22 protein-coding genes and 1 riboswitch are annotated in these 20,924 nt (G+C 72.1%); of the genes, 15 read left to right on the forward strand and 7 right to left on the reverse strand.

Features of this window, described 5'->3' with window-relative positions; all coding sequences use genetic code 11:
• Nucleotides 1-34: 34 nt before the first annotated feature.
• The 6 genes from FJK98_RS17590 to gcvP all read left to right on the forward strand — a co-directional run bounded on the left by FJK98_RS17590 (nucleotide 35) and on the right by gcvP (nucleotide 8,098).
• Complete coding sequence (locus tag FJK98_RS17590) at nucleotides 35-643, forward strand: MerR family transcriptional regulator (protein WP_228544378.1); 609 nt, start codon at nucleotides 35-37, stop codon at nucleotides 641-643.
• A 395-nt stretch (nucleotides 644-1,038) separates the two neighbouring features.
• On the forward strand, nucleotides 1,039-2,241 hold the full coding sequence (locus tag FJK98_RS17595; RefSeq protein ID WP_145922836.1) for a nitric oxide synthase oxygenase: 1,203 nt from the start codon (nucleotides 1,039-1,041) through the stop codon (nucleotides 2,239-2,241).
• Between the two features lie 2 nt (nucleotides 2,242-2,243).
• Nucleotides 2,244-3,473 (forward strand): globin domain-containing protein, encoded by a 1,230-nt coding sequence (locus tag FJK98_RS17600; protein WP_145919986.1) that lies wholly within the window; start codon nucleotides 2,244-2,246, stop codon nucleotides 3,471-3,473.
• A complete protein-coding gene (locus FJK98_RS17605) occupies nucleotides 3,470-4,108 on the forward strand; it encodes a hypothetical protein (RefSeq protein ID WP_145919987.1) in 639 nt (212 codons plus the stop codon). Before FJK98_RS17600 ends, FJK98_RS17605 begins: the two co-directional genes overlap by 4 nt.
• A gap of 60 nt (nucleotides 4,109-4,168) precedes the next feature.
• Nucleotides 4,169-5,032, forward strand: coding sequence for an NAD-dependent protein deacetylase (locus tag FJK98_RS17610; RefSeq protein WP_145919988.1), 864 nt, complete (start codon nucleotides 4,169-4,171; stop codon nucleotides 5,030-5,032).
• 66 nt (nucleotides 5,033-5,098) lie between these two features.
• A riboswitch (glycine riboswitch) is annotated at nucleotides 5,099-5,196 on the forward strand.
• Between the two features lie 79 nt (nucleotides 5,197-5,275).
• Nucleotides 5,276-8,098, forward strand: coding sequence for an aminomethyl-transferring glycine dehydrogenase (gene gcvP, locus FJK98_RS17615; protein ID WP_145919989.1), 2,823 nt, complete (start codon nucleotides 5,276-5,278; stop codon nucleotides 8,096-8,098).
• Between the two features lie 117 nt (nucleotides 8,099-8,215).
• Here gcvP and FJK98_RS17620 read toward each other — a convergent pair whose 3' ends face one another.
• Nucleotides 8,216-8,416, reverse strand: coding sequence for a DUF5999 family protein (locus tag FJK98_RS17620; protein ID WP_088647339.1), 201 nt, complete (start codon nucleotides 8,414-8,416; stop codon nucleotides 8,216-8,218).
• A 123-nt stretch (nucleotides 8,417-8,539) separates the two neighbouring features.
• On the opposite strand from FJK98_RS17620, the gene FJK98_RS17625 reads away from it, so the two are divergent.
• Genes FJK98_RS17625 through def form a run of 3 tightly spaced genes read left to right on the forward strand, consistent with a single transcriptional unit; the run spans nucleotide 8,540 to nucleotide 11,066 of the window.
• A complete protein-coding gene (locus tag FJK98_RS17625) occupies nucleotides 8,540-9,733 on the forward strand; it encodes a chorismate-binding protein (RefSeq protein WP_145919990.1) in 1,194 nt (397 codons plus the stop codon).
• Between the two features lie 27 nt (nucleotides 9,734-9,760).
• Nucleotides 9,761-10,546 (forward strand): TetR/AcrR family transcriptional regulator, encoded by a 786-nt coding sequence (locus FJK98_RS17630; RefSeq protein ID WP_145919991.1) that lies wholly within the window; start codon nucleotides 9,761-9,763, stop codon nucleotides 10,544-10,546.
• 10 nt (nucleotides 10,547-10,556) lie between these two features.
• Entirely contained in the window at nucleotides 10,557-11,066 is a 510-nt protein-coding gene (def, locus tag FJK98_RS17635; RefSeq protein WP_145919992.1) for a peptide deformylase, read from the forward strand.
• On the opposite strand, the gene FJK98_RS17640 is transcribed toward def, so the two are convergent.
• Together FJK98_RS17640 and FJK98_RS17645 are read right to left on the reverse strand one after the other, a co-directional pair.
• Complete coding sequence (locus tag FJK98_RS17640) at nucleotides 11,046-11,840, reverse strand: GNAT family N-acetyltransferase (protein ID WP_145919993.1); 795 nt, start codon at nucleotides 11,838-11,840, stop codon at nucleotides 11,046-11,048. The two genes, def and FJK98_RS17640, sit on opposite strands and share 21 nt — an antisense overlap.
• Nucleotides 11,841-11,843: 3 nt before the next feature.
• Complete coding sequence (locus tag FJK98_RS17645; RefSeq protein WP_145919994.1) at nucleotides 11,844-12,191, reverse strand: helix-turn-helix domain-containing protein; 348 nt, start codon at nucleotides 12,189-12,191, stop codon at nucleotides 11,844-11,846.
• Nucleotides 12,192-12,288: 97 nt separating this feature from the next.
• Here FJK98_RS17645 and FJK98_RS17650 point away from each other — a divergent pair, with 97 nt between their 5' ends.
• Entirely contained in the window at nucleotides 12,289-12,903 is a 615-nt protein-coding gene (locus FJK98_RS17650; RefSeq protein ID WP_145919995.1) for a malonic semialdehyde reductase, read from the forward strand.
• A 43-nt stretch (nucleotides 12,904-12,946) separates the two neighbouring features.
• Here the strand turns inward: FJK98_RS17650 and FJK98_RS17655 are convergent, their stop codons facing one another.
• Nucleotides 12,947-13,666 carry a TSUP family transporter gene (locus FJK98_RS17655; RefSeq protein ID WP_240763003.1) on the reverse strand — a complete coding sequence of 240 codons (720 nt, stop codon included), beginning with the start codon at nucleotides 13,664-13,666 and terminating at the stop codon, nucleotides 12,947-12,949.
• A 229-nt stretch (nucleotides 13,667-13,895) separates the two neighbouring features.
• Here FJK98_RS17655 and FJK98_RS17660 point away from each other — a divergent pair, with 229 nt between their 5' ends.
• Nucleotides 13,896-14,675 (forward strand): endonuclease/exonuclease/phosphatase family protein, encoded by a 780-nt coding sequence (locus FJK98_RS17660; RefSeq protein ID WP_145919996.1) that lies wholly within the window; start codon nucleotides 13,896-13,898, stop codon nucleotides 14,673-14,675.
• Nucleotides 14,676-14,692: 17 nt separating this feature from the next.
• Here FJK98_RS17660 and FJK98_RS17665 read toward each other — a convergent pair whose 3' ends face one another.
• Complete coding sequence (locus FJK98_RS17665; RefSeq protein WP_145919997.1) at nucleotides 14,693-15,589, reverse strand: bifunctional 5,10-methylenetetrahydrofolate dehydrogenase/5,10-methenyltetrahydrofolate cyclohydrolase; 897 nt, start codon at nucleotides 15,587-15,589, stop codon at nucleotides 14,693-14,695.
• A gap of 131 nt (nucleotides 15,590-15,720) precedes the next feature.
• Nucleotides 15,721-16,725: a tyrosine-type recombinase/integrase gene (locus FJK98_RS17670; protein WP_145919998.1), complete on the reverse strand. Its 1,005-nt coding sequence runs from the start codon at nucleotides 16,723-16,725 to the stop codon at nucleotides 15,721-15,723.
• Between the two features lie 499 nt (nucleotides 16,726-17,224).
• On the opposite strand from FJK98_RS17670, the gene FJK98_RS17675 reads away from it, so the two are divergent.
• Complete coding sequence (locus tag FJK98_RS17675) at nucleotides 17,225-18,634, forward strand: OFA family MFS transporter (protein ID WP_145919999.1); 1,410 nt, start codon at nucleotides 17,225-17,227, stop codon at nucleotides 18,632-18,634.
• Nucleotides 18,631-18,756, forward strand: coding sequence for a hypothetical protein (locus FJK98_RS34555; protein WP_255469992.1), 126 nt, complete (start codon nucleotides 18,631-18,633; stop codon nucleotides 18,754-18,756). Before FJK98_RS17675 ends, FJK98_RS34555 begins: the two co-directional genes overlap by 4 nt.
• Before the next feature lie 37 nt (nucleotides 18,757-18,793).
• Here the strand turns inward: FJK98_RS34555 and FJK98_RS17680 are convergent, their stop codons facing one another.
• On the reverse strand, nucleotides 18,794-19,522 hold the full coding sequence (locus FJK98_RS17680; protein ID WP_145920000.1) for an SDR family oxidoreductase: 729 nt from the start codon (nucleotides 19,520-19,522) through the stop codon (nucleotides 18,794-18,796).
• A 172-nt stretch (nucleotides 19,523-19,694) separates the two neighbouring features.
• Here FJK98_RS17680 and FJK98_RS17685 point away from each other — a divergent pair, with 172 nt between their 5' ends.
• Complete coding sequence (locus FJK98_RS17685; protein WP_168222497.1) at nucleotides 19,695-20,147, forward strand: peroxiredoxin; 453 nt, start codon at nucleotides 19,695-19,697, stop codon at nucleotides 20,145-20,147.
• 66 nt (nucleotides 20,148-20,213) lie between these two features.
• Complete coding sequence (locus FJK98_RS17690) at nucleotides 20,214-20,915, forward strand: hypothetical protein (protein WP_145920001.1); 702 nt, start codon at nucleotides 20,214-20,216, stop codon at nucleotides 20,913-20,915.
• Nucleotides 20,916-20,924 lie beyond the last annotated feature (9 nt).

The following is a 20,924-nucleotide window of genomic DNA, read 5'->3' on the forward strand; positions in this document are numbered from 1 at the left end:
GGCGTGTTACCGCACTGACGGGGAGGTTGTCGGGATGCACGAGCCACGGGAGCCTGAGCCAGGTGTGGAGCGGGGCGAGTCGGGGGCGGTGTCGTCGTCGGTGCCGCTGGACGGTGACGGTGCTGTCGGGTACCGGGGTGTGACGGCCTGTCATGCGGCGGGGATCAGTTACCGCCAGCTGGACTACTGGGCGCGGACGACGCTGGTGGTGCCGAGTGTGCGGGACGCGTCGGGTTCGGGTACGTCGCGGTTGTACTCGTTCCGCGATCTGGTGGTGTTGAAGGTCGTGAAGCGGTTGCTGGACGCCGGGGTGTCGTTGCAGAACATCCGTAAGGCGATCGAGGCGTTGCGGTCGCGGGGGGTGGATGACCTGGCGGGGATCACGCTGATCTCGGATGGGACGACGGTGTACGAGTGCCGGTCCCCGGAGGAGGTGGTGGATCTGTTGCAGGGTGGTCAGGGGGTGTTCGGGATCGCGATCGGTGGGGCGTTCAAGGAGATCCAGGGTTCGTTGTCGCATCTGCCGGCGGAGCCGGCGGTGCCGGGTGGTGGTGAGGTTGCTCCGGCGGCGCAGGAGGGTGTGTCGTCGGGGGTGGTGGGTGACGAGTTGGCGGCGCGGCGGGCGCGGCGTCGGGCGGGTTGATTCGGGGTGTCGGGGACGCCGCGGCCGGGTTCCGGTCGCGGCGTCGTTGTGTGTGGGTAGTGATGGTTGTCGTATCGATGTGGTTCGCGGTTTTCGGTGGGTCGGAGGGTGGTTCGGGCCGGCGTTGCCGTCCATAAGGGACGTTCCGGGATGGAGCGCTGTTGTTGACAGGTGTGGTCCGGCCAGGAATCCTGTCCAGGGCGATCACCAGAGACACCGATCGGGTCACGGTGAGTGACGGTTGGTGGTGGCGTCGAGCTGATGCGTGGAGCATGGTGCGGGGGTCGCATCCGTGGTCCCGCCGAGGACGGGAACGAACCGAAGTGCACATCGATCACTATGTCGGCCTGGGTTCCGCGCGGGCCGGTGGTGCTGTCGCCGATCATGCCGCCGAGTTGCGTTGCCCGGTCACCGCCGCGCCGCCTGCCGAGCCGGTCGGCTCCGGTGGGGACGTGCTGGCCGAGGCGACGGAGTTCCTGGAGGCGTTGCACGCCGAGCGGCAGTTGCCGGGGTTGGCGGCGCGGCTGGCGGAGGTGCGTGAGGAGGTCGCGTTGACCGGCTCGTACCGGCACACCCGGGAGGAGCTGGTGTACGGGGCGAAGGTGGCGTGGCGGCAGTCGGCGCGGTGTGTGGGTCGGGTGCGGTGGGCGGGGTTGCGGGTGCGGGACCGTCGGCACGTGACGACGGCGGCGGGGATCGCGCAGGAGTTGTCGGCGCATCTGGCGGCCGGGGACAACGGGGGTCGCATCCAGTCGGTGATCACGGTGTTCGCGCCGGACCGGCCGGGGGTGGGTCCGCGGGCGCGGATCTGGAACGACCAGTTGGTGCGGTACTGCGGTCATGTGCGGGCCGATGGTGGGGTGTTGGGTGATCCGGCGCAGGTTGCGATGGTGCGGGCGGCCCGCCGGTTGGGGTGGCGTCCGCCGCCGGTGCCGGGTCGGTTCGACCTGTTGCCGTGGGTGATCGAGACGGCGCACGAGTCGCCGTCGGTGTGGGAGGTGCCGCGGGAGTTGGTGCGGGAGGTGGCGCTGAGCCATCCGGACCATCCGTGGTTCGCGGATCTGATGCTGCGTTGGCATGCGCTGCCGGTGATCAGTAACATGCGTCTGCGTATCGGCGGGGTCGACTACAGTTGCGCGCCGTTCAACGGTCACTATCTGGGTGACGAGATCGGGACCCGGAACATGGGCGACCGGGAGCGGTACGACCAGTTGCCGGTGGTGGCGGCGGGGTTGGGTTTGGACACGTCGCGGGAGGACACCCTGTGGCGGGAGCATGCGGCGCTGGTGTTGAACCAGGCGGTGCTGCACTCGTTCCGGGTGGCGGGGGTGCGGGTGTCCGATCCGCACACCGAGTCGGAGTTGTTCATGAAGTTCTGTGCGCAGGAGGAGCGGGCGGGTCGGCCGGTGCACGGTGACTGGTCGTGGTTGAACGGGAGTGTGGGGTGGGCGGCGTTGCATGCGGTGCATCACCGTTACTACGACACCCGGGTCCCGAATCCGAATCTCTGGCAGACTGACCGCGTTTACGACCCGGATGGTGTGGTGGCGATGACGTTGCGTGAGCGTCACGACGTGGCTCGCGCGCAGGAGGACTGACGATGGACAACGCGGCGTTGCGCCAGAGTTGGAGCCAGTTCTCCGCTGCCGGGCCGGAGGCGGCGAAATATTTCTATGCCACGTTGTTCGTGGTGGCGCCGGAGGCGCGGTCGATGTTCCCGACGAACATGCAGTACCAGGAGGACAAGCTCCTGGCGGCGTTGGGGCACATCATCACCAGTCTGGACGATCCGGAGGCGTTGACGGCGTTCGCGCAGCGGTTGGGTGCGGACCACCGGCGGTTCCACGGTCAGGACCAGCGGGGTAATCCGGTGGTGTTGGGGGAGCGGCACTACATCTGGGTGGGTCAGGCGTTGCTGGCCACGTTGGAGCGTTTCCTCGGCCCGTACTTCACGCCGGCGTTGCGGGCGCAGTGGGCGGCGGCGTACGAGTTGGTGGCGAAGATGATGCTCGACGGGGCGGCGGAGGCGGAGCGGTCGTCGCCGCCACACTGGGAGGCGGAGGTGGTGACGGCGGAGCGTCGTCGCGCCGACATCATGGTGTTCACGGTGCGTCCGAACTATCTGTGCAACTACCGGCCGGGGCAGTCGTTGCCGGTGCAGGTGCCGCAGTTGCGGACGTGGCGGTACCTGTCGCCGGCGAACGCGCCGCGGGCGGACGGGACGATCGAGTTCCACGTGCGGGCGGCGGGCCGGTTCTCCACGCATCTGGTGCGCAGGTTGCGGGCCGGTGAGCGGTTGTTGTTGGGGCATCCGACGGGGACGGCGTTGTCGTCGTACGACCGGTCGCCGCACCTGCCGTTGTTGTTGATCGCCGGGGGGACGGGGTTGGCGCCGTTGCGGGCGGTGGTGGAGGCGGTGCAGCAGGGCGCGGGGCGGCGTACGACGCTGGTGGTGGGTGGTCGTACCCCGGACGACCTGTACGACGAGGTGGCGTTGTCGCGGTTGGCGGCGATGCCTCCGGCGGCGGGGTGGCAGCCTGCGGGCACGGGTTGGTTGCGGTATGTGCCGACGGTGGAGACGGGGTGGGGTTGGCAGGGGGCGATCGGTCGGGCGGGTGACACGGCGGTGCGGTTGGGGCCGTGGGCGGACACGGAGATCCTGGTGTGCGGGAGTCCGGAGATGACCCGGGACACGGTGGCGATCCTGGTGCGTTCGGGTGTGGCGCCGGAGCAGATCCTGACGGAGAGCTATGATCATTCTCTCTATCCGCCGCTCGCCGAGGCCGGTGCCGTGGGCCCGCGCGACTTCAGTGGGACAGGTGCCCGATGAGCGTCGACCACTCCGACCGGGTCGGGGCCGAACAGGGTGAGATCGCCCGCCAGTTGTCGGTGTTGGAGGAACGACGGTTCCGGGGCAGTCACTGGTTGTCCGCCGACGAGGTCGGGGCGGTGGTGCGGGCGGCCGACGACCGGATCGGGTTGCTGACGGCGGAGTTGGAGCGGCAGCGGCGGGAGAACCAGGGGCTGCTGAGCCAGGTGGAGATGCTGCGGCACGGGACGTTGCCGAGCACCGCGCCGCAGGGTCCGGACCCGATGACCGTCGAGTTGGCGATGCGGGCGCAGGACGAGGCGAACCGGACGATCGGTGAGGCCAGCGCGGAGGGCGCGGAGATCATCGCCGATGCGCGGCGGCAGGCGGAGGAGATCCTCGCCGAGGCGCACCGGCGGGCCGGTGAGGTGGGGGCGTCGGGGGTGTCGCCGGCGGCCGGTCCGTCGCCGGAGTTGGCGGGGAAGTTGCAGGCGTTGGAGGAGCGGCACGCGGCGGCGTTGGCGGCGGTCGCGGCGGCGCAGCAGCAGTTGAACCGGTGGCAGTCGTATCTTGCGGCGCAGTCGGAGCAGTTGCGGGCGGACGCGGCGGCGGCCGGTGGGGCGAGCGCCCAGTTGCGGGCGGTGCTGGGCGGCTGACCCGCGCCGGCCACCCGGCGCGGGTCGCCGCCGGTGGGGTCGCTGAGGCAGCATGGACGGGTGACGGAGACGATCGACGCGGTGGCCGCCCTGGTGGCGGCCGGTGGGGTCGTGGTGGTGAGCGGGGCGGGGCTGTCTACCGAGTCGGGTATCCCCGACTACCGGGGGCCGACGGGTGCGGCCCGCCGCCACACGCCGATGACGTATCAGGCGTTCGTCGGGGACCCGGCGGCGCGGCGACGCTACTGGGCGCGTAGTCACCTGGGGTGGCGCACGATCGTGGGGGCGACGCCGAACGACGGGCACCGGGCGGTGGCCCGGTTGCAGGACGCCGGCCTGGTCGACGGGGTGATCACGCAGAACGTCGACGGTCTGCACACGGCGGCGGGCAGCGGGCGGGTGGTGGAGTTGCACGGCCGCCTGGACACGGTGGTGTGCCTGCGCTGCGGTGACCGTACGTCCCGGGCGGAGCTGCACCGGCGGCTGGTGGCGGCGAATCCGGGTTTCGACGCGACCGTGGCGGTGGTGAACCCGGATGGTGACGTGGATCTCGACGATGCCCGGGTGGCCGGGTTCCGGATGGTCGACTGCGGGTGTTGTGGCGCGGGGATGCTGAAACCGGACGTGGTGTTCTTCGGGGAGACGGTGCCCGTAGCGCGGGTGGCGCGGTGTTTCGCGATGGTCGACGCGGCGCGGGCGGTGCTGGTGCTGGGGTCGTCGTTGACGGTGTTGTCGGGGCGGCGGTTCGTGCTGCGGGCGGCGAAGTCGGGCATTCCGGTGGTGATCGCCAACCAGGGTGTCACCCGTGGTGACGGGTATGCGGCACTGCGGGTGGACGCCCCGCTGGGGCGGTTCCTGCCGGCGCTCGTCGACCGGGTGGCGGCGGTCGTGCCACCCGGGTCGGGTCTGGTGCCGGCCGGCTGACATCCGCGCGGACGGGGTACGACATCCGCCGGTAACGGGGGCGCTGGTAGCGTTGACCATGCCGACACCACCCGCGCGGGAGAGATCGCCCAGCAGTATCCGGGCGGCGCCGAAGGGGCAGATTCTCCCCGGAACCTCTCAGGCAGAAGGACCGCGACGGGCAGGCACTGTGGAGCGCCCTGCGGCGTGACTCAGGGGGAGGCCGATCCGTCGACCTCGCCGCCTGAGTCAGGAGCGTCACGCATGACCGTAGAGCAGTTCGCCGACCGGCACATCGGTCCCGGCCCGGACGACGAGCGCCGCATGTTGGAGGCCGTCGGGTACGGGTCGATCGACGAGCTGATGGACGCGGCAATTCCCGAGGCGATCCGTTGGCACGGGGCGTTGGATCTGCCGGCGCCGGCCACCGAGCGGGAGGCGATCGCGGAGTTGCGGGCGTTGGCGTCCCGGAACACGGTGGCGGTGTCGATGATCGGCCTGGGCTACCACGGCACCCACACCCCGGCGGTGATCCGCCGGAACGTGCTGGAGAACCCGGCCTGGTACACGGCGTACACGCCGTACCAGCCGGAGATCAGTCAGGGCCGGTTGGAGGCGCTGCTGAACTTCCAGACGATGGTGACGGACCTGACCGGCCTGGCGACGGCGAATGCGTCGATGCTCGACGAGGCGACCGCGGCGGCGGAGGCGATGACGTTGGCGCGGCGGGCGTCGAAGAGCCGCAGCGCCGTGTACGTGGTCGACGCCGACGCGTTGCCGCAGACCGTGGCGGTGCTGTGCGGCCGGGCCGAGCCGTTGGGTATCGAGGTGCGGGTGGTCGACCTGGCCGTCGAGGAGTTGCCGGCGGAGTTCTTCGGTCTGCATCTGCAGTATCCGGGGGCGTCGGGGCTGGTGCGGGACGATGCGCCGCTGGTGGCGGCGGCGCACGCGGTGGGCGCGTTGGTGACGGTGGCGGCGGACCTGTTGGCGTTGACGCTGCTGCGGGCGCCGGGGCGGATCGGGGTGGACATCGCGGCGGGCACCACGCAACGGTTCGGGGTGCCGATGGGCTTCGGGGGGCCGCACGCCGGTTACCTGGCGGTGCGGGCCGGGTTGGAGCGGATGCTGCCGGGTCGGCTGGTCGGGGTGTCCCGGGACGCGGCCGGTGGGCCGGCGTACCGGTTGGCGTTGCAGACGCGGGAGCAGCACATCCGGCGGGAGAAGGCGACCAGCAACATCTGCACGGCGCAGGTGCTGCTGGCGGTGATGGCCGGCATGTACGCCGTGTACCACGGGCCGGACGGGCTGCGGCGGATCGCCCGCCGCACCCGGGGGATGGCGCTGCGGTTGGCGGCGGGGCTGCGCGCCGGTGGCGTCGAGGTCGCCGACGGGGTGTTCTTCGACACGGTGACGGCGGTGGTGCCGGGTCGGGCGCAGCGGGTGGTGGCGGCGGCGCGGGAGCGGGGGGTGAACCTGCGGCTGGTCGACGCCGACCGGGTGGGGGTGTCCTGCGACGAGACGACCACCGGGGAGCACCTGGCGGTGGTGTGGGCGGCGTTCGGGGTGGACCCGGTCGTCGGGGACGTCGAGGAGGCGTTGCCGGTCGGGTTGGCGCGGGACACCGGTTTCCTGACCCATCCGGTGTTCCGCGGCCACCATTCGGAGACGGCGATGCTGCGGTACCTGCGGCGGTTGGCGGATTTCGACTACGCCCTGGACCGGGGCATGATCCCGTTGGGGTCGTGCACGATGAAACTGAACGCGACCACCGAGATGGAGCCGGTGACGTGGCCGGAGTTCGCCCACCTGCACCCGTTCGCCCCGCCGGAGCAGACCGCCGGTTACCGGGAGCTGATCGGGCAGTTGGAGGGGTGGCTGGCGGAGGTGACCGGCTACGACGCGGTCAGTGTGCAGCCCAACGCCGGGTCGCAGGGGGAGTTGGCCGGGTTGTTGGCGATCCGCGCCTACCACCGGGACCGGGGTGAGGCCCACCGGGACGTGTGTCTGATCCCGTCGTCGGCGCACGGCACGAACGCCGCGTCGGCGGTGATGGCCGGGATGCGGGTGGTGGTGGTCGGGTGTGACGCCGACGGCAACGTCGACCTGGTCGACCTCGACGTGAAGATCGACAAGCATCGGGACGCCCTCGCGGCGATCATGGTGACGTACCCGTCGACGCACGGGGTGTACGAGACGGGCATCGCGTCGCTGTGCGCGAAGGTCCACGACGCCGGCGGCCAGGTGTACGTGGACGGGGCGAACCTCAACGCGTTGGTCGGGTTCGCCAAGCCGGGCCGGTTCGGGGCGGACGTGTCGCACCTGAACCTGCACAAGACGTTCTGCATTCCGCACGGCGGCGGCGGGCCGGGGGTGGGTCCGGTGGCGGTGCGGGCGCACCTGGCGGCGTACCTGCCGGGTGACCCGACCGGGCCGCGTACCGAGGGGGCGGCGGCGATCTCGGCGGCCCGGTACGGGTCGGCGGGCATCCTGCCGATCCCGTGGGCGTACCTGCGGATGATGGGCGCGGCGGGGCTGGCCCGGGCGACGGGGGTGGCGGTGCTGGCCGCGAACTACGTGGCGGTGCGGCTGCGCGACCACTTCCCGGTGCTGTACGCCGGCAACAAGGGCCTGGTGGCGCACGAGTGCATCCTGGATCTGCGGCCGTTGTCGAAGGCGACCGGGGTGAGCGTCGACGACGTGGCGAAGCGGCTGATCGACTACGGGTTCCACGCGCCGACGATGTCGTTCCCGGTGGCGGGCACGCTGATGGTGGAGCCGACCGAGAGTGAGGACCTGGCCGAGCTGGACCGGTTCTGCGCCGCGATGATCGCGATCCGGGCGGAGATCGACGAGGTGGCCTCGGGGCGGTGGCCGGCGGGGGACAACCCGTTGGCGAACGCGCCGCACACCGCGGCGATGGTGTCGGCCGACCGGTGGCCGCACCCGTACCCGCGGTCGGTGGGCGCGTACCCGGCCGGGGTGGACCGGGCGGGGAAGTACTGGCCGCCGGTGCGGCGCGTCGACGGCGCGTACGGCGACCGGAACCTGATGTGTTCGTGCCCGGCACCGGAGGCGTTCCAGGACTGAGGCGCGGTGCCGGGGCGGCGGTCGTGCCGCCCCGGTGCGGCGACCGGGGGAGGGCGGCCCCTGCGTGGGGGCTAGCCTGGTGCGACAGGTCGGCGTCGCCGACGCATCGTGATCGGGTCAGGCGACGAGGGCGTGCCGGGCCGGCCCGCGGTGCGGGGCGATGGTGCTGCCGTCAGGGAGGAGTTCACCGGTGTCCTCGAAGACGATGACACCGTTGCAGAGCAGGCTCCAGCCCTGCTCAGGGAAGCAGGCGATGACCCGGGCGGCATCCCGGTCGGTCGCTTCGGCGGAGGGACAGGGGATCTGGTGCTGGCACATCGGGTTCTCCGGACTGTGGGGGCACTGTGTCATGGTTCACATGACCAGTGACGCACAGTACCAAGGGACGGCGCACCGGATCGAGCAGCCTTCCGCCATGTTGCCCGGAAATCCGCTGAACGGATGAGGAAGAATCAGCCACCCGGCGTGGAAACGCTCCCAACGGTGCCGGTCGACGTACCCGCAGTGCCGGCCCCCTGCCGCAGCGTGCTCGTCGAACGGGACCGCTACGAATGGCGCGTCACCGACGGTGGCGACCCGGCCGCGCAGATCACCGCCTTCCTCACCGCCCACGGCCTACCCGTCGACGACCTGACCCGCCCGGCGACCCACCGCACCGACGGCCCCTGCGGCGCCGCCCTGTTCGTCTCCGCCGCCGCCGGCGCCCGGATGGCCGGCGCGCCCACCGGCCCCGCCAGCCCGATGCCCGCCCTGCCCGACGTCGCCGTCGTCGTCTACGACCACGGCACCCGCCGCCCGCAGCCGGCCGGGCCGCCCCCCGACCGGCTCCGGGTGGGCCCCTGGCGGGACAGCTGGACCACCCGCCAGCACGCCGACGCCGTGCGCGCCGTCCGCGCCGCCATCGGCCGCGGCGACGTCTACCAGGTCAACGTGGTCGGTCACGCCGCCGCCACCTACACCGGCGACCCCCGCCCCGCCCTGGCCCGCCTCGCCGCGCTGCCCGGCGCCCGCTACGGCGGCACCCTGCACGGCGACGGCTGGACGATCGGCTGCGCCTCACCGGAGACCCTCGTCGCCGTGCACGCCGGCCGGGTCGTCACCCGCCCCATCAAGGGCACCCGCCCCGCCACCCCCGCCGGCCGCCGCGACCTGCTCGCCTCCGCCAAGGAACGCGCCGAACACATCATGATCGTCGACCTGGAACGCAACGACCTCGCCCGCATCGCCCGCACCGGCTCGGTGACCGTCGACGACCTGTTCACCGTCCGCCGCTGGTGCGACCTGTGGCAGGCCGAGTCGACCGTGTCGGCGGCCCTCGCCGACGGGACCGGCCTGACCGACCTGCTGCGCGCCACCTGCCCCGGCGGCTCCGTCACCGGCGCCCCGAAACACGCCGCGCTGGCGCTGATCGCCGCCGTGGAACCCGTCGGCCGGGGCGCCGGCATGGGCGCGTTCGGTTGGCTCGGCCCCGGCCACCTCGACCTGGGCCTGACCATCCGCACCGCCGCCGCCGACCACGACCGGCTGCACCTGTGGGCCGGCGGCGGCATCACCTGGGACAGCGACCCCGCCGCCGAGGTCGCCGAGGCCGCCGCCAAGGCCGCCCCGGTACGGGCCCTGCTCGCCGCCGGCTGAGCACACCCGGGCCGTTAGGGTGACGGCATGCACGTCGAGTACAGCGGCACCGGCGACCCCGCCCGCAGCCTCGCCCTGCTGTGGCGCACCCGCGACCGGGTCAGCCGCAGCGGCGACCTCGGCGTCGACCAGATCGTCCGGGCCGCCATCGACGTCGCCGACGCCGAGGGCCTCGCCGCGCTGTCCATGCGCCGGGTCGCCGAACGCCTCGGCGTCGGCACCATGTCCCTCTACACCCACGTGCCCGGCAAGGGGGAACTGCTCGACGTCATGCTCGACACCGTGCACGGCGAGACCCCCCGCCCCACCGACGTCCCCGGCGGCTGGCGCGGCCGCCTGGACCGCATCGCCCGGGACAACTGGGCGCTGTACCTGCGCCACCCGTGGCTGTTGCAGGTCGCCACCACCCGCCCCCCGCTGGGCCCCCAGGTCACCGCCCGCTACGACTACGAACTACGCGCCGTCGAGGGCACCGGCCTGACCGACCTGGAGATGGACGCCGTGGTCACCCTCGTCGACTCCTACGTCCACGGCGCGGTACGCGGCGCGGTGGAGGCCGCGCAGGCCGCCGGCCGCACCGGCCTGACCGACGAACAGTGGTGGCGCGCCCACGCCCCCTACCTGGAGAAGGTCATGGACCCGGCCCGGTTCCCCACCGCCGCCCGGGTCGGCACCGCCGCCGGGCAGGAGTACCAGGCCGCCACCGACCCGACCCGCGCCTTCGAGTTCGGCCTGGCCCGCGTCCTGGACGGGATCGCCGCCCTGATCGCCGACCGGTGCGCCGGTTCACCGCCGCCGGTAACCCCCCGATAGCCTTCCGGACATGACCGTACGCCCGATCCGGATCATCGGTGACCCCGTCCTGCGCACCGCCTGCACCCCGGTGACCCGCTTCGACGCCGCCCTGCAACAGCTCGTCGACGACCTGATGGACACCCTCACCGGCGAACCCGGCCGGGCCGGTGTCGCCGCCCCCCAGATCGGCGTCGACGCCCAGGTGTTCGTCTACGACGCCGACGGCCACCGCGGACACCTGATCAACCCCACCATCGAGCTGTCCGACGAGATCCAGGACGACGACGAGGGCTGCCTGTCCATCCCCGGCCTGTACTTCCCGACCCGCCGCGCCCTGCACGCCACCGTGCACGGCGTCGACCGGCACGGCGACCCGCTCACCATCTCCGGCAGCGGCTTCCTCGCCCGCGCCCTGCAACACGAGACCGACCACCTCGCCGGCCGGCTCTACGTCGACACCCTGCGCGGCGACGTCCGCCGCAAGGCCCTGCGGGAGATCCGCGCCGGCCGGTTCGACTCACCCCGCCGCCACCGCTGACCCCGCCCCGACGGTCAACGCGTACTCACCGAACCCGGCCACCCGGGTGAACCCCAACCGTTCGTAGAGGCGCACCGCCACCGCGTTGTCGGCCCGCACGTTCAACGTCACATGGTCGACGCTCGCGGCCAGCCGGGCACACAACGCGGCCACCACCTGACCGCCCAGACCCCGCCCCCGTACCGCCGGACGGGTGGTCACGTTCCCCACCGCGGCCACCCGGTACGTCGGCGACCACACGTGCACCCCGGCCACCGCCACCAGGGCGTCACCGTCGCGCACCCCCACGTAGTGGCCGGTGTCGAGCATCCGCGCGTCGAACCAGTTCCCCGGGTACGCCACCGCGTACAGGTCCCGCAACGCCGGCAGGTCCGCCGCGCCGAGCACCTCACCCCCGGCGGCGGCACCGGCCAGCCGCCCCGGCTCGGTCAACGCCATCCGCAGGTGCGCCCCGGCCGGCGTGACGACGTACCGGCCCGCGAGGACCTGCTCCAGGCCGGGGGACAGGTGCGCGTACAGCCGGGCCGGCAGCACCGGGGCCACCTCGTCGAGCAGCGCCGCCACCGCCGCCCGGTCCCGGTCGGCGGCGAACGCCAGCAGCACCGGCTCGTCGGCCCCGTGGTAGAGCAGCACCACCTGGTCACCCCGCCGGAACCACGACGTGTACGGCCAGAAGAAGTCGTCCAGGTCACCCAACTGGTAGGCGTGCAGCACCGGATCACGGCGCAGCAGCGCCGCCAGCACGGCACGGTCGTGTTCGGCGCGGACCGGCACCGCTCAGCAACGACCCGCGGGAAGGTTCTCGTCGGCCCACCGGGCCAGCTCGTCCAGCGCCGGCAGCAGGGCCGCGCCCCGCCCGGTCAACTGGTAGCTGACACCCAGCGGGGGACCTTCGCGCACCGTGCGGCTGACCAGGTCCACCCGGGCCAGCTCACCGAGCCGGTCGGACAGCACCGACTCGCTGATGCCCGGCAGCGCCCGGGCCAGCTCGGCGAAGCCCGCCGGCCCCTGGGCGAGGGTGCCCAGGATCATGCCGTTCCACCGCTTGCCGAGGAACGCGAACGCCCGGGACAGCCCCCCGGGACAGGCGCGGGGCCCGCCGTCGGTCGGGGAGCACGTCGTCATCGTCCCAGCATACGTGGTCTTCAACTCACCGTAGCTACTTCGAAAAAACTAGCTGCTACCGTAGTCGCAGCAACCGTCGATCCGACCGGAGGACACCATGACCGACGTACTGCCCGACCACCTGATCACCCTCGACCCCCGAGCCCAGGCCCAACTGTTCACCGAAGCCCGCACCGCCAACACCTTCACCGACACCCCCGTCAGCGACGAACAACTCCACGCCATCTTCGACCTCGCCAAGTACCCACCCACCGCCATGAACGTCCAACCCCTGCGCATCCTGTTCGTCCGCCCCGGCGAAGGCCGCGACCGCCTCCTCACCCACGTCGCCGACGGCAACCGCGCCAAAACCGCCACCGCCCCCGTCGTCGCCGTCCTCGCCGCCGACACCGACTTCCACGAACACCTCGACACCGTCTTCCCGATCCGCCCCGGCATGCGCGAACACTTCGCCGCCGACCCCACCACCCGCGACGCCATGGCCAGGTTCAACGCCGGCCTCCAGGTCGGCTACTTCCTGCTCGCCGTCCGCGCCGCCGGCCTCGCCGCCGGACCCATGGGCGGATTCGACCCCACCGGCGTCGACAACGAATTCTTCACCGACACCGGCTGGAAGTCCCTACTCCTGGTCAACATCGGCCACCCCGGCCCCGACGCCTGGCACCCCCGGCTGCCCCGCCTCGACTACGACACCGTCGTCCGACACGCCTGAACCACCCCCGAACCCCCAGTGGCTGGCCCGCCGAGCACCCCGCTCAGCCGGCCAGCCACTGGTCATAACCCAACCGCGCCACCAACGCCAACACCACCACCAACAACACCACCCGCACGAACCCCGCACCCCGCCGCAACGCCATCCGCGCCCCCACCACCGCCCCCGCCACGTTGCACACCGCCATAGCCGCACCCAACGCCCACCACACGTGCCCGGTCAACCCGAACACCACAAGCGCACCCAGATTCGTTCCCGCGTTCACCACCTTCGCCATCGCCGAGGCGTGCACGAAATCCGAACCCAGAATCGCCGTGAACGCCAACACCAGGAACGTGCCCGTACCCGGCCCGATCAACCCGTCGTACAGGGCGATACCCAGACCCGCCACCGCCACCGCCACCACCACCCGAACCGGCGTCCGCCGCTGCGGCCACGCCACCACACCCAACGACGGCCGCGCGAGCACGAACACCGCCACCACCACCAGCACCACGAGCACCACCGGCCGGTACGCACCACCCGGCACCGCACCCGCCAACGCCGCACCCAACCCCGCCGTCAGCACCGCCAACCCGGCCGCCGGACCCGCCACCACCCAGTCCAGCTTCGTCCGCCGCGCATACGTCACCGCAGCCGTCGACGTACCCGCGATCGCCGCCAACTTGTTCGTCCCCAACGCCGTCGCCACCGGCACCCCCGGCACCGCCACCAACAACGCCGGCAACAACAACAACCCACCCCCACCCACCACCGCATCCACCCACCCCGCCAGGGCAGCCGCAGTCAACAGAGTCGTCAACGACACAGGATCCACGGCCGGCCATTCTCCCCACCCCACCCGACCACCCACCCACCCGAGTGGCCCACCTCACCGCCCCCGCCGCCGCCGCAACCACACCCCCACCACACCCACCGCCACGAACACCAGCACCGAACAACACAACAACTTGATCATCCAGCAACTGTCCCACGCCACGTAGGGTGCACACGTGCGCCTGGCCACCTTCAACCTGCTCCACGGCCGCTCCCTGACCGACGGACTCGTCGACCCCGACCGCCTCACCGCCGCCGTCCACGCCCTCGACGCCGACATCCTCGCCCTCCAGGAAGTCGACCGCGACCAGTCCCGCAGCGGCCACCACGACCTCACCACCATCGCCGCCCACGCCCTCGACGCCCCCGAACACCGCTTCGCCGCCGCCGTCGTCGGCACCCCCGGCGAACACTTCCGCCCCCTACGCCACGACGACGACGGCCACGGCGAACCCTGCTACGGCATCGGCCTGATCAGCCGCCACCCCGTCCACAGCTGGCACGTCACCCGCCTCAACCCCGCACCCGTCCGCTCACCCATCTACGCCCCCGGCCCCGGCGGCGGCCTCATCCTCCTGCGCGACGAACCCCGCGTCGTCCTCGCCGCCGTCCTCGACACCCCCCACGGCCCCCTCACCGTCGCCGCCACCCACCTCTCCTTCGTCCCCGGCTGGAACGCCCACCAACTCCGCCGCGTCGTCCGCGCCCTGCGCGCCCTACCGGCCCCCCGCATCCTCCTCGGCGACCTCAACCTCCCCGCCGGCCCCGCCCGCCTCCTCACCGGCTGGCAACCCCTCGCCCGCCGCCCCACCTACCCCGCCACCGCACCCCGCGTCCAACTCGACCACATCCTCGCCGACCCCCACGACCGCCACCGGCTACCCCCGGTCACCGCCACCGCCACCCCCCGCTCCACCATCTCCGACCACCGACCCCTCATCGTCGACCTCGGCTGAGCCGCACCCCCACCCGGTCACCCCCGCCCCGCAGCCCGCTGCGCCGCCCGCAACGCGTTCCGGAACAACATCGCCACCGTCGTCGGACCCACCCCACCCACCCGCGGAGTGATCGCCCCCGCCACCCGCGCACACGACTCGTCCACATCCGGCAACAACCGACGACCCTCGTACCGCACCCCACCACCCACCACCACCGCACCCGGACGCACATGCTCCGGCCGCACGATCCCCGGCACCCCCGCCGCCGCCACCAGGATCTCCGCCCGCCGCGTGTACCGCGGCCAGTCCGCCACCCCCGTGTGCACCACCGTCACCGCCGCATTCGCCGTCGGCCGCTTCTGCGCCAACAACATCGCCAACGGACGCCCCAACGTCGCCCCCCGACCCAGCACCACCACCTCCCGCCCCGCCACCGGCACCCCGTGGAACGCCAACAACGCCTCGATCCCCGCCGGCGTACACGGCACCGGACCCGGCAACCCCAACGCCAACCGCCCCAGGTTCACCGGATGCATCCCGTCCACGTCGGAATCCGGATCCAACACCTGCAACGCCCGGTCATAGTCCAGATGCCCCGGAACCGGATGCTGCACCAACACCGCATGCACCCCGGCGTCGTCGTTGAAATCCCGCAACACCCGGTGCAGATCGGCCTGCGTCGCCGACGCCGGCAACCGCACATGCGGCGACGCGAAACCCAACTCCGCCGCCTGCCGGGACTTGATCCGGATGTACCCCACGCTCGCGTCGTCGTCACCCACCAAAACCGTCGCCAACGCCGGCACCACCCCGGCCGCCCGCAACGCCGCCACCCCCTCGGCGACCTCGGCGAGAATCCGATCCGCCACCGGCCCACCCGGCAACAGACGCGCCGAACCGGCCGACGCAGCAGAAGAAGAAGAGACGGACATGGCTCACCTCGACCACGGAGGCCCAGGCGGTCGACCCCCGCGACGAGCTCCCCGATGGTCAACCCATCCCCGTGCCGCCAGTCGCATCCACCCACACCATGCCACACCCACCCCCGCACACACCGCCCCGATCAGTCACCCGGACCACCCGACACCAACCCCACCAACACCCGGTTCGTCCGGTTCGACTGCACCGCCGCCCGCTGCTGACCCGCCGTCACCTCGATGTACGTCTGCGACGACGCCAACGACGCATGCCCCAACAACCGCATGATCTCCGCCGCCCCCGCCCCCTCCTCGGCCAACCGGGTCGCGAACGTGTGCCGCAACGCGTGCAACCGCGCCCCCGCCGGCACCCGGTCGGTGATCCCCGCCCGCCGGTAACAGGAATCCACCAGATACTGCAACCCGCCCCGACGCAACGGCGCACCCTGCCGATCCACCAGCAACACCCCGTCCGGACGTACGCTGCGCGCCCCGAACCGCCGCCGCCGACTGTCCAGGTACGCCGACACCACCTCGTCCAACTCCGGCTCCACCGGCACCACCCTCGGCCGACCGCCCTTGCCGGCCACCGCCACCCGCCGCTCACCGGCCCGCCCCGACACCGACGACACCCGCAACGCCAACAACTCCGCCAGGCGCAACCCCGCGCACAACGCCAACGCCAACACCGCCACGTCCCGCTCCGGCCACGGATCACGCTGCCGCGCGTCCTCCCGCGACACCGACGCCAACAGCACCTCCGGGGTGTCCTCGCCCCGCAACGGCTTCGGCTGGGGGAGCGGCGTCCGGGGACGCCCCACCGCCGGCATCGGATTGCCCGCCACCACCTGCTCGGCTACGAGGAACGAGAAGAAGCCGTTCCAACTCGACCAGGCGCGGTGCACCGACGCCGCCGCCCGGGGCGCGGCGAACCGGGCGAACGCCGCCCGCATCACCCGGGGGGAGAGGGCGGAGATCATCAGCTCGTCGGGGGACAGGGGAGGGGTGCACTCCTCGCCGGCCAGCGCCGCGACGGCCCGCAGGTCCCGCCGGTACGCCTCCTGCGTGTGCGGGGACGGCTTGCGGGTGGCCCGCGCGGTCAGGAACTCCTCGATGAGCCGGCCAACCGATTCGTCCTGTTTGTCATGCATAAGGGATATTATGCAGCTTTCTCGGGTTGTCGGCCACCCGGGGGGAGGGGAGCGGCGACGGGTTGCTCCGGCCGCCTCGCACCTACCGCTGCACACCGTGGTCGCCATCAGCGCGCCCGGGTGGCGGGTCCTGGTGGATCCCGCCGTTGTGTGCCACTGGAACATGTCGGGTCGGTGCCTCGTCGGCCGCCCGACCCCGCACCGGCGACCCGTCGGACCGGCGGCGGGGCGCACGGGTTCCGGGGTGTCCGCCGCGTGGGCGCGGCCCGAAGGCGGCTGTCGCCACTCCGGGTATCCGAAGGCCGGAGGGGGCCACTCTTCCGGCTCACTTTACATAATGTGAATTATCGAATCAGGGCCGGAGTTGGTGGCGGGGCTGGTTGGATGACCGTTCGGCTCACCGGGGTGACCGCCGGGCGCGGCGTCGGTTTGCCCGCCGCAGGCGGCGGGGGCATGTGGCGGGAGCACGTCACCGCGATGTTCCGGAGAGGAAGCACCGATGCTGTCCGCACTCGACCGTCGGCACACCGTCGCGCCGCCCGGGTACAGCCGTTGGCTGATCCCCCCGGCGGCGTTGGCGATCCACCTCTGCATCGGCCAGGTCTACGCCACCAGCGTCTACAAGAACTCCCTGATCGCGCACTTCGACGCGAGTCAGACGGCGATCGGAGTGATCTTCAGCATCGCGATCGTGATGCTGGGGTTGTCGGCGGCGGTCGCCGGCACCTGGGTCGAGGCGAACGGGCCGCGCAAGGCGATGTTCGTCTCGGCGTGCTTCTGGGCGGCCGGGTTCGGCGTCGGCGCGCTGGGCATCGCCACCGGGCAGCTGTGGCTGCTGTACGTCGGGTACGGGCTGCTGGGCGGGATCGGGCTGGGCATCGGCTACATCTCCCCCGTCTCCACGTTGATCAAGTGGTTCCCGGACCGGCCGGGTCTGGCCACCGGTCTGGCGATCATGGGTTTCGGTGGTGGGGCGATGGTGGCCTCTCCCCTGTCGCGTCAGCTGTTGTCGCTGTACGACTCCGGGTACGACCCGGCCGACGCCGGGTCGACGGCCTCGGGGTCGGCGCTGGTCTGGTTGTTCGTCACGCTGGGTGTCGGCTACTTCGTGATCATGATGTTCGGGGTGGTCAACGTGCGGGTGCCGGCGGCGCACTGGCGGCCGGCCGGGTTCGATCCGGCGGCGGTGGCGGCGAAGCCGCTGGTGACCACGGCGAACGTGTCGGCGGCGAACGCGGTGCGGACCCGGGCGTTCTGGCTGCTGTGGGTGGTGCTGTTCTGCAACGTGACCGCCGGGATCGGGATCCTGGAGCAGGCCAGCCCGATGATCCAGGACTTCTTCCGCGACGGGGGCGGCTCGGCGGTGTCGGTGGCCGCGGCAGGCGGGTTCGTGGGGTTGTTGTCGCTGTTCAACATGGCCGGCCGGTTCGTCTGGTCGTCGACGTCGGACGTGATCGGCCGTAAGCCGATCTACCTGGTGTACCTGGGTGTGGGGATGGTGCTGTACGCGGTGCTGGCCCTGGTCGGGCAGACGGCGACGGCGCTGTTCGTGCTGTTGGCCTGCGTCATCCTGTCGTTCTACGGCGGTGGGTTCGCGACCGTCCCGGCGTACCTGCGGGACCTGTTCGGCACGGTCGAGGTGGGGGCGATCCACGGCCGGTTGCTGACGGCGTGGTCGGCGGCGGGGGTGGCCGGGCCGTTGATCGTCAACGCGTTCCTGGACGCGCAGGGTGAGCCGGGGACGTTGACGGCGGCGGCGTACCGGCCGGCGTTGTTCACGATGGTCGGGGTGCTGGCGGTGGGGTTCGTGGCGAACCTGCTGGTGCGTCCGGTGCCGCAGCGGTACCACGAGCCGGCCGGTGGGCGGGACACGGATGTGGTGACGACGCAGAGGAGTGGGGCGCGATGAGTGGGGACGGTCCCCGGGGTCAGCGGGCCCGGTTGTGGGTTTCCTGGTCGGTGGTGTCGGTGCTGCTGGGGTACGGGGTGGTGCAGACGGTGCTGACGGTGGCGAAGCTGTTCACCGGTTGACGGCCGGGCGGCGGTGGACGGGGTGTCGGGCCGCCGGTCACAGGCCGCCGGCGACGCGCAGCACCGCGCCGGTGGTGTAGGTGGCGTCGGGTCCGAGTAGCCAGGCGACGGCGCCGGCGACCTCGTCGGGTTCGCCGGCGCGGCCGAGGGGGATGCGGCCGGCGGCGGTGTCGGCGCGGTCGGGTACGCCGGAGTCGGCGTGGATGTCGGTGCGGATGATGCCGGGGGCGACGGCGTTGACCCGGATGCCGCGGGGGGCGAGTTCCTTGGCCAGGCCGATGGTGAGGGTGTCGGTGGCGGCCTTGACGGCGGCGTAGTGGACGTACTCCCCCGGGCTGCCGAGGGTGGCGGCGGCGGAGGAGATGTTGACGATGGCGCCGCCGGTGGTGAGCCGGCGGGCGGCCTGTTGGGCGCACAGGACGTAGCCGATGAGGTTGACGTCGACGACGCGGCGCAGGTCGTCGGGGCGTAGTGCGGTGAAGGGGCCGATGGGGCTGGTGACGCCGGCGTTGTTGACCAGGGCGGTGAGGGGGCCGAGGTCGGCGGCGGCGGTGAAGAGGCGGTCGACGTGGGTGGGGTCGGTGGTGTCGGCGGGGACGGCGACGGCGCGGCCGCCGAGGCGGTGGATGTCGGCGACGACGGTGGCGGCGGCGGTGTGGTCGTGGCGGTAGCCGATGGCGAGGTGGTGGCCGGCCGCGGCGAGCCGTCGGGCGGTGGCGGCGCCGATGCCTCGGCTGCCGCCGGTGATGACGGTGACCGCGGTCATTGCCTGTGCTCCCCTGCGGGTCCGGTGTGCGGTGGTGTGACGGTACCTCCGTGTCGGCGTGGTGGGCAGGGTGTGGGTGCTCACGTGGCGCGGTGGTGCGGTGGTGTGCTGGGTGATCGCTTACGCTCACCGCGTTTCGGACGGAACGGATCGGTGGAGGTGTGTGGTGGGTGTGAGTGTCGGTGATCTGGTGGAGGATTTCGTGCTGCCGGATCAGACGGGTGCGCCGCGGCGGTTGTCGGAGTTGTTGGCGGCGGGGCCGGTGGTGTTGTTCTTCTATCCGGCGGCGATGACCCGTGGGTGTACGGCGGAGAGTTGTCATTTCCGGGATCTGGCGGCGGAGTTCGCGGCGGTGGGGGCGCAGCGGGTGGGGATCAGTCGGGATTCGGTGGACAGGCAGGCGGAGTTCTCCCGGATGCACGGGTTCGACTATCCGTTGTTGTCGGATGTCGACGGTGTGGTGGCGCAGGCGTTCGGGGTGCGGCGGCGGTTGCCGTTGGGGCCGTTGAGCACGCGGCGGATGACGTTCGTGATCGGTCAGGACCGGCGGGTGCTGGCGGTGGTGCACAGCGAGTTGGGGATGAACGAGCACGCGGACGAGGCGTTGCGGGTGCTGGGGGGCTGATCTTCCGGTTGTCGTGGTGGGCTGGTATCAAGGCAGGATCAGACACGTGTACGAAAGAGGGTTGTGATGGCGGGCCAGGGTTTGTCCGATGACGAGGTGCGGGGTATCCGGGAGGCGTTGGCGGCGGGGCGGAAGCCGAAGGTGGTGTTCACCGCGTCGGCGGGGCAGATCGCCGGGCAGGTGGGTCAGGTGGTGGAGGTGACCGATCCGGCGGTGTCGGACGAGTTCGTGGTGGTGCGGTTCGGGCGCGACGAGTTGCCCTTCTCCCCCGCCGATCTGGCGGTGGCGCCGCGGGGTGCGGGTCGTCGGGTGGTGGAGGCGAAGCCGGAGCCGGCGGTGGAGCCGGTGGAGCCGACGGCGAAGGCGGAGCCGGAGTTCGTGTTGGACACGCCCCGGGTGCCGGTGCAGCGTCGGGAGGAGTCGAGGGTGGAGCAGCAGTCGGTGCCGGTGGAGAAGCCGGCGGCGCGTCGGCCGGCGAAGGTGGCGAAGCCGAAGGGGCCGGCGGGGTTGACGGTGACGTTGGCGTATGCCGACGGTGAGTGGACGGTGGCGGCGCAGCAGGGGGCGAAGGCGTTGGCGAAGCCGTACGTGGTGAAGCCGGCGGAGGCGTTGCGGATGGTGGCGTTGGTGGATGTGCCGGGGGTTCAGGAGGCGGTGGAGCAGATCCTGTCGGCGGAGCGGTCGGAGGCGGAGCAGCAGGCGGAGAAGTTGCGGGCGGAGTTGGCGGAGATCGAGGCGCGGTTGGCGGAGTTGCGCGAGGCTCGGTGAGGTCGGGCC

Origin of the sequence: Micromonospora sp. HM134 (genome assembly GCF_007833915.1) — a bacterium.
Taxonomy (GTDB): domain Bacteria; phylum Actinomycetota; class Actinomycetes; order Mycobacteriales; family Micromonosporaceae; genus Micromonospora; species Micromonospora wenchangensis.